The sequence below is a fragment of the Corynebacterium sp. 239_CJEI genome (genome assembly GCF_001055995.1).
Taxonomy (GTDB): Bacteria; Actinomycetota; Actinomycetes; order Mycobacteriales; family Mycobacteriaceae; genus Corynebacterium; species Corynebacterium jeikeium_D.
Window position 1 is genome coordinate 23,177 of record NZ_JVOW01000023.1, and the last position, 12,725, is coordinate 35,901.

11 protein-coding genes are annotated in these 12,725 nt (G+C 58.5%); 3 read left to right on the forward strand and 8 right to left on the reverse strand.

Annotated elements, in window-relative coordinates; all coding sequences use genetic code 11:
- Positions 1 to 127 precede the first annotated feature (127 nt).
- From ADB08_RS06690 to ADB08_RS06700, 3 genes are read right to left on the reverse strand one after another with little or no spacing between them, the layout of a single operon-like run.
- Complete coding sequence (locus ADB08_RS06690; RefSeq protein ID WP_049171970.1) at positions 128 to 658, reverse strand: dihydrofolate reductase; 531 nt, start codon at positions 656 to 658, stop codon at positions 128 to 130.
- A 23-nt stretch (positions 659 to 681) separates the two neighbouring features.
- Positions 682 to 1,518, reverse strand: a complete 837-nt coding sequence (locus ADB08_RS06695; RefSeq protein ID WP_049171972.1) for a thymidylate synthase — start codon at positions 1,516 to 1,518, stop codon at positions 682 to 684.
- A 16-nt stretch (positions 1,519 to 1,534) separates the two neighbouring features.
- Entirely contained in the window at positions 1,535 to 2,290 is a 756-nt protein-coding gene (locus ADB08_RS06700) for a 3'(2'),5'-bisphosphate nucleotidase CysQ (RefSeq protein WP_049171974.1), read from the reverse strand.
- A gap of 171 nt (positions 2,291 to 2,461) precedes the next feature.
- Here ADB08_RS06700 and ADB08_RS06705 point away from each other — a divergent pair, with 171 nt between their 5' ends.
- Positions 2,462 to 2,875: a YccF domain-containing protein gene (locus ADB08_RS06705; protein ID WP_049171975.1), complete on the forward strand. Its 414-nt coding sequence runs from the start codon at positions 2,462 to 2,464 to the stop codon at positions 2,873 to 2,875.
- 82 nt (positions 2,876 to 2,957) lie between these two features.
- Here the strand turns inward: ADB08_RS06705 and pgi are convergent, their stop codons facing one another.
- On the reverse strand, positions 2,958 to 4,595 hold the full coding sequence (pgi, locus tag ADB08_RS06710; RefSeq protein WP_049171977.1) for a glucose-6-phosphate isomerase: 1,638 nt from the start codon (positions 4,593 to 4,595) through the stop codon (positions 2,958 to 2,960).
- 224 nt (positions 4,596 to 4,819) lie between these two features.
- Here pgi and ADB08_RS06715 point away from each other — a divergent pair, with 224 nt between their 5' ends.
- Positions 4,820 to 6,301 carry an NAD-dependent succinate-semialdehyde dehydrogenase gene (locus tag ADB08_RS06715; protein ID WP_049171978.1) on the forward strand — a complete coding sequence of 494 codons (1,482 nt, stop codon included), beginning with the start codon at positions 4,820 to 4,822 and terminating at the stop codon, positions 6,299 to 6,301.
- 22 nt (positions 6,302 to 6,323) lie between these two features.
- Here ADB08_RS06715 and ADB08_RS06720 read toward each other — a convergent pair whose 3' ends face one another.
- Positions 6,324 to 6,698 carry a chorismate mutase gene (locus ADB08_RS06720; protein WP_049171980.1) on the reverse strand — a complete coding sequence of 125 codons (375 nt, stop codon included), beginning with the start codon at positions 6,696 to 6,698 and terminating at the stop codon, positions 6,324 to 6,326.
- A 65-nt stretch (positions 6,699 to 6,763) separates the two neighbouring features.
- Here ADB08_RS06720 and ADB08_RS06725 point away from each other — a divergent pair, with 65 nt between their 5' ends.
- On the forward strand, positions 6,764 to 9,463 hold the full coding sequence (locus tag ADB08_RS06725) for a UvrD-helicase domain-containing protein (protein ID WP_016422162.1): 2,700 nt from the start codon (positions 6,764 to 6,766) through the stop codon (positions 9,461 to 9,463).
- A 67-nt stretch (positions 9,464 to 9,530) separates the two neighbouring features.
- Here ADB08_RS06725 and ADB08_RS06730 read toward each other — a convergent pair whose 3' ends face one another.
- From ADB08_RS06730 to ADB08_RS06740, 3 genes are all read right to left on the reverse strand, one after another.
- The gene (locus ADB08_RS06730; RefSeq protein WP_038627827.1) at positions 9,531 to 10,022 is read right to left on the reverse strand and encodes a hotdog fold domain-containing protein; all 492 of its coding nucleotides are present in this window, start codon (positions 10,020 to 10,022) and stop codon (positions 9,531 to 9,533) included.
- Positions 10,023 to 10,174: 152 nt separating this feature from the next.
- On the reverse strand, positions 10,175 to 10,882 hold the full coding sequence (locus tag ADB08_RS06735) for a M23 family metallopeptidase (RefSeq protein WP_016422164.1): 708 nt from the start codon (positions 10,880 to 10,882) through the stop codon (positions 10,175 to 10,177).
- Between the two features lie 478 nt (positions 10,883 to 11,360).
- Entirely contained in the window at positions 11,361 to 12,572 is a 1,212-nt protein-coding gene (locus ADB08_RS06740; RefSeq protein ID WP_011273191.1) for an IS110 family transposase, read from the reverse strand.
- Positions 12,573 to 12,725: the final 153 nt, after the last annotated feature.

Below are 12,725 nucleotides of genomic sequence, written 5' to 3' on the forward strand. Positions count from 1 at the left end.
GCGCGGACCAAGGCCGATATTCCATTGCGCAATACGTCCGCCGGGCAGTAGCCCCACCTCAGAGCCTTGCTCGGAACCCTTCCCAGATGCTCTTCGGAGGCTTTCCTTCCGAGGCTTTTAAAGGAAGCTAATCCTCTAGACGCCGCCACGTGCAGAAGCGGTAGCGTAGGCCGGTCGTTGACGTCTGCCACGGGCCATCCTCGACACGAACCCAGTCGTAGAGGTCGGGAGCCATGACCGGTACCGGGACATTGACATCAGTATCAATGTCGGTGACCACGCATTCGTCGGCAAGCGAAAGTGCATCGCGATAGACACGTCCGCCCCCGAGAATCCATGCTGCGGGCTCGTCGGCGACGGCTGCGAGTGCCGCTTCGAGGCTGGCTGCGGATTCAGCGCCGGGGAAATCGGACACGGAGCGCGAAAGGACGATGTTTCGACGACCCGGGAGTGGACGGAACTTGGGATTCAGCGAGTCCCACGTGCGACGCCCCATGATGACCGGTGCGCCCATCGTCGTTGTTTTGAAATGCTGAAGATCTTCAGGCAGATGCCAGGGCATAGTCGCGCCGTCGCCGATAATGCCGGCCCGAGACTGCGCCCAAATCATCCCTACAAACGGGGGCCTTGCGCTGGTGGAAGCGGTGGACTCGTTCATGTTTACACTCACCTTTCGCTGACTTAGACAGCCACCTGACCGCGAATCAGAGGATGCGGGTCGTAGCCGATGACCTCGATGTCCTCGTAAGCGTAGTCGAAAATGCTGTCGGCCTTCCGAAGCTTCAGCGTGGGGTAGGGGCGTGGCTCACGGGAGACCTGCAGTTCGCACTGTTCAATGTGGTTGTCGTAGATGTGGCAATCACCACCGGTCCAGATGAACTCACCAACGTCCAAGCCCGCCTGCTGCGCCATCATGTGCGTCAACAGTGCATAGGAAGCGATGTTAAATGGTACGCCCAGGAACATGTCCGCGCTGCGCTGGTAGAGCTGGCAGCTGAGCTTGCCATCTGCGACGTAGAACTGGAACAGCAGATGGCATGGTGGCAGCGCCATATTGGAAATCTCGGAGACATTCCAGGCGCTGACGATGTTGCGGCGGCTATCCGGGTTGGACTTCAAAGTCTCCAGCGCCTGTGCAATCTGGTCGATGTGGTGCCCATCCGGAGTGGGCCAGGAGCGCCATTGCACGCCATAGACCGGGCCGAGGTCGCCGTTGTCGTCTGCCCACTCGTCCCAAATAGTCACTCCGCGGTCCTGGAGCCACTGGACGTTTGAATCGCCGCGGAGGAACCACAGCAGCTCGTACACGATGGACTTCAGGTGCACCTTCTTAGTGGTGATCAGTGGGAAGCCCTCGCTCAGATCAAAGCGCAGCTGGCGGCCGAACACTGAGCGAGTGCCCGTGCCTGTGCGGTCTGATTTAGCTGCTCCGTCAGCGAGAATTTCGCGCAGCAAATCCTCGTACGGAGTCTGAATGCCCTGATGAGCCTGTGTCGTGATGTCAGTGGAGTCGGTCATAGCCGCCCTAGCTTACCTACTTCTGCTCTTGATTCTTGAATTCCTTCACCGCTGCCAGAATCTCCTCCGACAGGTCCGGTCGGCAGAACAGCATATCCGGCAGGAAAGTATCGACATTATTGTAGGTCGGCGCGGAGCCGTCTAGGCGGCTGACGAAAAGTCCTGCGGACTTAGCGACGCCAACCGGCGCTGCCGAGTCCCACTCGTACTGACCACCGTCGTGGATGTAGGCGTCGTAGTCACCGAGCAGTACGTGCATTGCCTTCGCACCAGCGGAGCCCATCTCTACCAGCTCCATGCCCAGCTTGTCAGCGACGTACTTCGCCACAGCCGGTGGGCGAGTACGCGATACGACAATCTTGCCCGCACACGGCCCCTGGACAGCCTTGGCCTCACCCGTGTGGAAAACCTGGCCGTGATCCGGCAGACCAACAGCAGCGTGGGTCGGCTGACCGTCCTCTACCAGAGCGACATGAACTGCCCAGTCCTGGCGGCCCGAAGCGAACTCACGCGTGCCATCGAGTGGGTCAATAATCCACACCCGCTTTGAGTCCAGGCGCTCACGGTTATCCGCGGCTTCCTCCGACAGCAGTCCGTCGTCCGGACGGTGCTGCTCCAGTACGCGGGCAATCCACTCCTGTGCCAGTGCGTCGCCGGCATCTCCCAGAATGCGGCCACGCAGCAGGCCTACGTTGCGGACACCCTTGAGAATTTCACTGGCGCCCACGGCAAGTCGATAGGCAAGAACATCATCTTCAATGTAGGCAGACATGACTTAGATACTATTCACTTTTTCCCAACCCCGCTTTGCGACGGGATGCCGCGCCCCATCCTCACCGCAACCGAGTGGCCCTATGGGCTTAATGCCTCACTTTGCGCAGGCGTTAGGTGAGCTGCGCTAACTCCAGGTGCCCACTACGCATCCTGACTACACTTAAGTGGCATGAAGACCTTGCTGAATATCATTTGGCTGTTGTTCGGTGGCCTGTGGCTTGCTTTGGGCTACATTTTCTTCGGCGTTCTTGCCTGTATTTTGATTGTCACAATTCCCGCTGGCGTGGCCTCGTTCCGCATGGCTTCTTATGCACTGTGGCCGTTCGGACGCTCCGTGGTGGAGCGTTCCGGACGGGGCGCGGTCGGTGCCGTTAGCGCCGGTGTGATGAATGTAATCTGGTTCCTCATCGCCGGTCTGTGGCTGGCCATCGGTCACATCATGACTGCGGCGGCGCAGGCTGTCACCATCGTTGGAATTCCACTGGCGGTGGCCAACGTCAAGATGATTCCGGTGACCTGCTTCCCATTCGGCAAGGACATTGTGAAGGGCTACCGTGTGGACGGCTATGCGGTGAAGATTTAGAGGGATACAAATAACAACAGCCCGCCCGCAGCGAGAAGCCGAGGGCGGGCTGTTAGCTAGTTAGCCAGCTATCTCAGGGCCGTTAGCGCTTGTCGCGGTACCACGTCAGCAGCGCATCGGTGGAAGCATCGCCAGAATCCGGTGCTACTTCACCAGTGACCGCAGGCAGCAGGTCGCCGGCCTGCTGCTTGCCCAACTCGACACCCCACTGGTCGAAGGAGTTCAAGCCCCAAACAATGCCCTCGACGAAGGTGATGTGCTCGTAGAGTGCAATCAGTGCACCCACAGCGTCCGGGGTCAGTTCCTCGGCCATGATGGTCGTGGTCGGACGGTTACCAGGCATGACCTTGTGCTCTACGAGTTCCTCGTCAACGCCCTCTGCGCGAATTTCTTCTGCGGTCTTACCGAAGGCCAGCACCTTGGTCTGTGCGAAGAAGTTACTCATCAGCAGGTCGTGCATAGAACCTTCGCCGGATGCCGTCGGCAGATCCTGGCGTGGACGGGCAAAGCCGATGAAATCAGCCGGAACCAGGCGAGTTCCCTGGTGAAGGAGCTGGAAGAAAGCGTGCTGGCCGTTCGTTCCCGGCTCACCCCAGAAGATTTCTCCGGTGTTGTAGTCCACCCTCTTGCCGTCGGTACGCACGGATTTACCGTTCGATTCCATGGTGAGCTGTTGAAGGTACGCCGGGAACCGGGAGAGGTCTTCAGAGTAGGGTAGCACGGCATGCGACTGAGCGTCGAGGAAGTTTGAGTACCAGACGTTCAGCATGCCCATCAGCACTGGCACGTTCTGCTCCAGCGGAGCGTTGAGGAAGTGCTCATCCATTGCGCGGAAGCCCTGCAGGAAGCGCATGAAGTCCATCGGACCAACGACGGCCATGATGGACAGGCCGATGGCGGAGTCGACGGAGTAGCGGCCGCCGACCCAGTCCCAGAAGCCAAACATGTTCTCAGTGTCGATGCCGAATTCGGCGACCTTTTCGGCATTCGTGGAAACGGCAACGAAGTGCTTGGCGACGGCTTCTTCGCTACCCAGCTGCTGGATAAGCCAGCGGCGAGCTGCGTGAGCGTTGGAGAGCGTCTCCTGAGTGGTGAAGGTCTTGGAAGCGACGATAAACAGCGTGGACTCCGGATCGACCTCATCCAGAACTGCCTGCAGATCAGACGGGTCAACGTTGGAGACGAAGCGGGCATCAATGCCGGCAGTGGCGTAGGTGCGCAGCGCCTTGGTCACCATTGCCGGGCCCAAGTCGGAGCCACCGATGCCGATGTTGACCACAGTCTTAATGGTGTGACCCGTGTATCCCAGCCAGTCTCCACTGCGGAGGCTGCGAGCAAAGTCGCGCATGCGGCCGAGCACCTCATGCACGTCGGCAGCGACATCCTGGTCGCCGACGGTCAAATTTTCCTCTGCTGGCAGGCGCAGCGCTGTGTGCAGCACGGAGCGGTTTTCAGTGGTGTTGATCTTGTCACCGCGGAACATCTTTTCGCGTGCTTCCTCGATACCAGCGGCGCGAGCAAGTTCAACCAGCTCGGCAAAACCGTCGAGGCACATCAAGTTCTTGGAGAGGTCAACGTGGAGAGTGCCAGCATCGAAAGTCAGCTTCTCAGCGCGGCCTTCTTCATTTGTGAAGAGCTCACGCAGCGAGGTGGCGCGAACATTGTCCACGCGCTTAGCCAGCTGAGCCCACTGCTCGGTTCCAGTGATATCTACAGTCATTCCTGCTCCCAGGTGATTTTTGACGAAATGCACTTTATACATCCCCAGACTAGTTACGTTTTGGCGCTCTCGCCGGGCGGCAGGATGCGACCAGGCGTGACCGCAATCTGCCAGCAACTAGATTCCGCGGTGCCTATGCTTCGCCTATGCACCGACCATCCATCGGCTATCCGCCATCTACGAGCCCCTAGCCCGCTTCAGCAAAGGCACCTACCCTGGAAAATATGACTGATTTCACCCCTGATTACGACAACATCCTCAAAGACGTCCCCACAGGCCTTCTCCTCGGCGGCGAGTTCCGTCCCGCGTCGAATGGCGAGACCTTCGATGTCGTTAACCCCGCGACAGATAAGCCGCTGGTCCAGGTCGCTTCCGCCACAGAGGAGGACGCCAGGCAGGCGCTTGACGACGCCGTCGCAGCTCAGAAGGAGTGGAAGGCAACCCCGCCCCGCAAGCGCAGCGAGATTCTTTACCGCGCTTTTGAACTCATCCGTCGGGATGCAGACAAGTTGGCCCAGCTGCAGTCCCTGGAAATGGGCCGTGCGTTGCCGGATTCCAAGGCTGAGGTCGGCTACGGTGGCGAGTTTTTTCGTTGGTTCGCTGAGGAGGCCGTGCGTATCTCCGGCGATTACCGAATTTCTCCGAGCGGGACCTCGCGCGTCGCGGTGATTAAGCAGCCGGTCGGCCCGGCTTTGGCTATTACGCCGTGGAATTTCCCGCTGGCTATGGGGACTCGCAAGATTGCCCCGGCACTGGCCGCCGGTTGCCCGGTCATTATTAAGCCCGCGTCCAAGACTCCGCTGACCATGCTCTACCTGGGCAAACTTCTTGTCGAGGCCGGTGTTCCCGCAGGTGTCGTTTCCGTGTTGCCGACGGGGCACTCATCCAATGTCTCAGCCCTGCTTTCCGATGACCGCCTGCGCAAGTTCACCTTCACCGGTTCCACCGAAGTTGGCCAGATGCTCGCTGCGAAGGCCGCGGAAACTTCGATGAAAGTCTCCCTTGAACTCGGCGGAAATGCTCCGTTTGTCATTCTCTCTGATGGTGATGTCGATAAGGCTGTGCAGGCAGTCAGTGACGCCAAGCTCCGCAATGGCGGCCAGGTGTGTATCGCCCCGAATCGCTTTATTGTTCATGAATCCAAGAAGGATGCGTTCGTCGAAGGCGTCGTCAAGCGTTTTGCGGAGCTGAAGTTGGGCGAGGGTACCGATCCGGCGACGGACCTTGGGCCACTCGCGCTGCGTGATCAACAGGAAAAGGTTCGTGATCTGGTTGACGATGCGGTCAAGCGCGGTGCGAAGGTAGAGTGCGGCGGCAAGATCCCAGATCTCGGCGGCGCGCTTTCCGACGGCTACTTCTTCGAGCCCACAGTTCTGACTGATGTGCCCGAGGATGCGGATATTGTCCGAGAAGAGATTTTCGGTCCGGTGGTTGCGGTGACGACCTTCACGGACGATGGCCGTGCGATTGAGCAGGCAAATGACACCATCTTTGGTCTGGCGGCGTATGTGTTCAGTGAGAACCTGACCAAGGCACTTGGTGCGGCAGAGACGTTGGAGTCGGGCATGGTTGCGGTCAATAAGGGCTCGCTGTCGGACCCGTCGGCGCCGTTCGGTGGTGTCAAGCAGTCCGGCCTTGGACGTGAGGGTGGTTTCACCGGTATCGATGAGTTCCTAGAGGAAAAGCTGATTTCCCTGGAAGGCTAGCCGGACAGGTAGCTGGCGAGGGTTAGCCCAGGCGACCGCGTCCCATGCGCAGCAGAGCCGACGCGATTGCCGGGCCCTCTGGGCCAAGTGCGTCGCGGAACTCGTTGATGATCTGCACCTCTCGGCCGTGCACGAGACGCGTGCCGCCAGATCCCAGGCGGGTTTTGCCGACGGCCTTACTGATTGCGGTGCGGCGTTGAATGGCATCGATAATCAGCCCGTCAAGGCGGTTGATTTCCTTGCGGTACTGTTCGATCTCCGCGGAGCTCAACGGGTCATCGGTACCGGTGGGGGTGCGGACTTCAAAAGGGGATACTGCCGCCGCCTGCTGGCTGTGCTCGGCGCCGTCGGTGTTGTCGGTGTGTGCGGCGCGAGTGTCCGCAGGGTTTTCGCTCATAGTTCTTATTGTGCCAAAGGATTCGAACAGTCCAATCCGGGGGCTCGGCTACTGTAGTAGCCATCATGGGAAATGAAACTGGAATGCTGTTCGGGTCCTTCAATGCTGACGATGGACGTAGTGGCGATAGCCATGCTGGTTCGAACCACGGTGAGGCGGGCGGTGCTACGCCTGGCCGTGGTGGGTTCGGCCACTTCGCCAGCGCTGGTAGCAATAGCGCACCGAGTGACGCTGCCAGCTTTGGCGGCGGTTTTGGCGGTGGCTTCGAGCCCAGTTTTGATTCAGAGTCGCTGCTAGAGGGGCTTAATCCGCAGCAGCGCCAAGCAGTGGAGCACATTGGTTCACCACTGTTGATTGTGGCTGGAGCGGGTTCAGGAAAGACATCTGTGCTGACGCGCAGGATTGCATACCTGATCGGTGCGCGTGGGGTCCTGCCAAGCCAAATTTTGGCTATTACCTTTACCAATAAGGCCGCAGCCGAGATGCGCGAGCGTGTGGCGGGACTGGTCGGTGACCAGGCGCGGCGTATGTGGGTGTCCACGTTCCACTCCATGTGTGTGCGCATACTGCGCATGCAGCATGCGCTAGTACCGGGGCTTAATTCCAATTTCTCTATTTATGATTCGGACGACTCCCGGCGTTTGCTGTCCATTATCGCTAAGGACATGGACCTAGATGCCAAGAAGTTCACCGGCCGCGTGCTCTCGTCGCGTATCTCCAATCTCAAGAATGAGTTGATTGACCCGGAGAAGGCCCTCGCGGACGCGTCGACGACGCGCAATCCTTTTGATGACGTCGTTGCACGGGTTTACCTGGAGTACCAGACCAGGCTACGGGCGGCTAATGCCGTGGACTTTGACGATCTAATCGGTGAGGTCGTTCGGATTTTCACCAATCACCCGCAGGTTGCAGAGTATTACCGTCGCCGTTTCCGGCATGTGTTGGTGGACGAATACCAGGACACCAACCATGCGCAGTATGTTTTGGTCTCGACGCTCGTCGGCAAGCCCGGTGGAGATGTGCCTCCGAGTGAGCTGTGTGTGGTGGGCGATTCGGACCAGTCCATTTATGCCTTCCGTGGTGCGACTATTCGCAATATTGAGGAGTTTGAGAAGGACTATCCGGAGGCCACGTCGATTCTGCTGGAGCAAAACTATCGCTCGACGCAGACGATTCTGTCGGCGGCCAATGCGTTGATTGCGCGCAATGAGAACCGCCGGGAGAAGAAGCTGTGGACCGATCTCGGTGAGGGCGGCAAGATCAAGGGCTACGTGGCGGACAATGAGCACGATGAGGCTCGGTTTATCGCTAACGAGATTGAGCAATTGGTCGACTACGGGCCGTACTCGTATTCAGATGTGGCGATTTTCTACCGCACCAATAATTCCTCCCGTGCGCTAGAGGATGTCTTCATTCGTATGGGCGTTCCGTACACGGTGGTTGGTGGCACCAGGTTCTATGAGCGTAAGGAAGTACGCGATATTGTCGCCTACCTGCGCGTTATTGAGAACTTCGACGATGATGTTTCGCTGCGTCGCATTATCAATACGCCGCGCCGCGGAATCGGTGACCGTGCGGTGGCTCATGTGTCGCTCTATGCCGAGGACGAGAGGTGCTCGTTCGGCACGGCGCTACGTGCCGTAGCGGAGGGTAAGGTTCCGGCGGTGGCGGCGCGGAGTCGAAACGCGATGGCGGCGTTCGTCGAGATGATTGATGGCTTGGCGGCGGATATGGCATCCGGTGAACTGGCCGATATCGGTGATTTGGTCAACGCGATTATTGATCGCAGTGGGTACAAGTCGGAGCTCGAGCGCTCCAATGATCCGCAAGATGCCACGCGCCTGGACAACCTCAATGAGCTCGTCAGCGTTGCGCGGGAGTTCTCTGCAGAGGCGCGGATGATGTCGTCGGTGGATATTAGCGCTGATGTAAATGAAGGCTCTGGCGCTGCAGCTGATGCTGAAAGCGGTGCTGATACTAGTGGCGAGTCCGAGGTGGAATCTGGAATCGCGAATGACCTCGCGCGTGATTTCGCGGCCGACTTCGACAACGATGGGGAAGCGGAACCGGGAAGTCTGCAGGCATTCCTCGAGCGAGTTTCTCTGGTGGCCGATGCGGATCAGATTCCGGATGATGACACCGGTGTAGTGACGTTGATGACGCTACATACGGCTAAGGGCCTGGAGTTTCCGGTGGTATTTCTCATTGGCTGGGAAGACGGACTGTTCCCGCACCTGCGCGCCCTGGGCGATCCGAAGGAGCTGGCTGAAGAGCGACGTCTGGCCTATGTGGGTATTACCCGAGCTCGCAAGCAGCTGTATCTCACGCGCGCTGTGACTCGGTCCTCGTGGGGTTCGCCGCAGAATAATCCGCCTTCACGTTTCCTGGGGGAAGTCCCAAGCGACCTGATCGATTGGCTGCGCGAGGCTCCGGCTCGCAGCTGGGGCGCCGGTTCTGGTGGTTTTGGTTCTGGTGGCTACGGCGCGGGCAGCGCGTTTGGTCGTGGCCATGGTGCCTCGTCGGGCTTCGGTTCCAGCTCGGGCTTCGGCTCTGGTGGATCCTCTAACTCTGGTGCGTCATCCCGAAAGAAGAATCAGGTCTTGCACCTAGAGCCCGGTGACAAGGTTGTTCACGACAAGTACGGCTTAGGCACTGTGCTTGAGGTCCAAGGGGCCGCGCCCCGGGCAACTGCGATGATTGACTTTGGATCCGCAGGTAAGGTCCGCATGATGCTTATCGGCGGCGTGCCCATGGAGAAGTTGTAAAAGAACAACCACCGCCCGACTGGCCGTCCCTACCCGCGGCCGTGCACGTGCCACTATCGCGTGGAGGCTACTTAGGCTTCTTCGCTGTCACCCAGCAGTTGATGGTGGCATCTTGTACTTCGGTGCCGTTGGCATCGGTCAGCACGATGTGGACGGGAAAATCTACCCCACCAGTCTCCGGTGTGATGGTGGAGAAGTCCGGCAACTCAGCCTTGGCCACAGCCGTCAGGCCACCAACGGAGATGCGCTTGTAGTTCGTCGTCATGCCCTTTGGAACCCAGCGATGCGTTGTCGGTACGCTGGCCTCACAGAGCATGCCCATCGCGAATTCAGCGAGGTTACACGCAGCAATCGCATGCACGGACTTAATGTGATTACGCACGCCCCACCAAGCGGGCATGCGCGCTACCGCCAGTCCAGGCTGCATCGTCTCTAGCTTGGGACAGATTGTGCGGAAATATGGCGCCGTCAATGCGGCGGTTAAGGAAAATAGACGCTTGCCGACGACTGGAGTCGCAGCCAACTTCTTCCACATGCGGAATGTTTGAGTCTCTGCCATGTGTCAAGAGTAAAGCCCCAGTACCGGCGGCGATGCCGGTTTCTGAAAAATTTAATCAGGGGAGGCTTGCAGCCGCGGTCAAACAGGGGCCGGTGCACAGGTAGGGCCTTCGCAGAGCGGCCAGGCTTGCTCGTACCTGTGCCGATACCTGATTAGTTCAGGTTCAGACCACGCTGGATGAACCAGGTCACCGGGTCGACCGGAGTGGTGCCATCCGGGTGGATCTCGAAGTGGAGGTGCGTACCGGTGGAGAAGCCGCGGTTGCCCATACCGGCGATGACCTGACCAGCTCGGACAGCTTCTCCGACAGCAACGTAGATGGACTCGATGTGGCCGTAGACGGAAACAGAGCCGTCGTCATGGCGAACGCGAATCCACTGGCCGTAGCCCTGAGCCGGGCCTGCATCGATAACAGTGCCGTCCATGACGGACATGATTGGGGTGTTGGTGACGTTAGCCAGGTCGACACCGTAGTGGAAGGTTCCCCAGCGTGAGCCGAACGGTGAGGTCAGCAGCCCCACGGTCGGGATGGAGAGTTTCGGAGCGCGGGCAGCCTGGTCGCGAGCAACGCGCTCCTGGTTGTACTGCAACGCCGTAGCGAGGTGGTCGCTGAGGTTAGTGCTCGGATTGAAGGAGCTGGAGGCCAGCACCATCGGAGCGTTGTTCTTCGGCTGAGCAGCGCGGGTCTGAGTCGAAGCTGAGTTCTCCGGAGCCTTATTCTCGGTCTCAGCTGCGTGGGCGACCGCGTTGGAGGAAGCGATCGTCGATGCGGACAGTGCGACCAGTGCTGCGCGAGAAGTTGCGGAAACCTCTACCTTGCGGTGCTTTCCGCCTCCGCGACGAGCATTGAAAAACGTCACTTCAATCTCCCTGCCAACGAAACTCTTTGTAACCCAACTGTTATCTAACTTCTGCGATAATAACGGTTCGATATAGGGCAAGCAACTTGTTTTTAGAGAACTTGTTCGCTGATTCGTCAGTTTCAGTTCAATAGGGCCGTGCTGTGGCCGTGGGGCTGTTGTCTTGTATCACGGATCCGGTGAAGCGCAACCGGTGTGTTGCCAGGGGATTTATGGCGGATGCCCCTTAATCGAGGGGCTGGGTAGGGGGGGATCGGCAAGTAGTTTCCGGGTGAACTAAGGGTGTGGTCGCGGGGGTGGCAAAAAGTAACCCATCGGCGTTGACAAATGGAAACCAAAGGTGAAGCCACTTTGGGGGGGTGTCCCTATGTTTTTGTCAAGTGCCAGACCGATGTTGACGAGCACAGTCTTGGGAGTAGTTTCTTAGGCGTGCCTAGGAGCCGGCCAGCGTGTGCTGGTCGGCTTCGTCTTTGGGGCTTTATGCGGCGACGGGGCGTGGCGGGATTTCGCGGAAGAACTCCTTGTTTTTCAGCATCGCGTAGATGACATTGCATCGGCGTCGTGCCAGGCAGATGACTGCTGCGTTGTGGCGTTTTCCTTCAGCGCGTTTGCGTTCGTAATACCGCCGTGACGGTTCGTGGCTGCGGATAACTGCGAATGCGGAGTAGAACAAGGCGTTTTTCAGTCGTTTATTGCCTGACCGTGCCGGGAATTCACCTCTGATCGACGAACCGGATCGTCTAGTCACGGGTGCTATTCCAGCATAAGCAGCTAAGTGGCCAGCACTAGCGAAGTCGGAGCCATCACCGATCGCAAGAAGGATCTGCGCTGCGGTCTTGATGCCGACTCCGGGCATACTCATCAAGACCTCACAAAGAGGGAAATCAGCGAGCATCTCTTCAACCTGCTCAGCAATGGTGTTTCGTTGCTCTTTGAGGGCCTGGATGTTTGCAGCCAGTTGAGGAATTACTAACTCGGCGGCATCGCTTCCAGGCACGGTGACTGTTTGAGCTTTCAGCGCTGTAAAAATGTCGTCTACCAGCGGGGTGGGGTCTTTACGTGTGCGCTTGATCATCCAGTTCAACACTCGTTGGTATCCGGCTCTTTTTAGCCCCTGCGGTCCCTTGTAATGGATCAATAATTCCAGGATCGGCGTGCGAGTCAGGGTGCTACCAGCAAAAACTCGTTCCAGGCTGGGGTAGATCTGGGTGAGGACACTGCGAAGCCGATTGACAGTGCGAGTGCAATCGCGGGCGATGTCATCATCGAAGCCGGACAGCATCTTTAGGGCGGAGAGTACCTCATCATTGCGGTCGACGGCACGTAGCGTGTGGGGCATTGTGCGGGCGGTGTCGGCGATGATGAATGCGTCGCGTTTGTCTGTTTTTGCACGTCCCGGATAGAGATCTGCAGCTTTGCGCATCGCAAGACCTGGCAGGTATCCGACTTCGCAACCGCAGTCCCGGGCTACAGCAATCGGTAGTGCGCCGATGGTGTTGGGTTGGTCGACGATCACGAGCACGGTGCCAAGCTTCTGAAGCTGGTGAAAAACGCCTGCTAGTTCGGATTCGAGTTGAGGCAACGGTTTGTCGAAGACCTTGTTGCCATCACGGTCTAAGGCGCAGGCGTGGTGTTCAGATTTGCCGACGTCTAACCCAAGGAATATGTCGATGGAATGCTCCGGAGACATGATGAGCTCCTAGAAAACGAGATGGGTATGGCGTTGTTCCAGTCGCTGGTGTCATGACCTTCGTTGCAAGCACCCACGTTACAAAGAGACCTAGTTTAAAACTGGCCGTGTCCCTATCAGCTGTCATCGAAAGTCCTGGCACCCGGCGGCAAC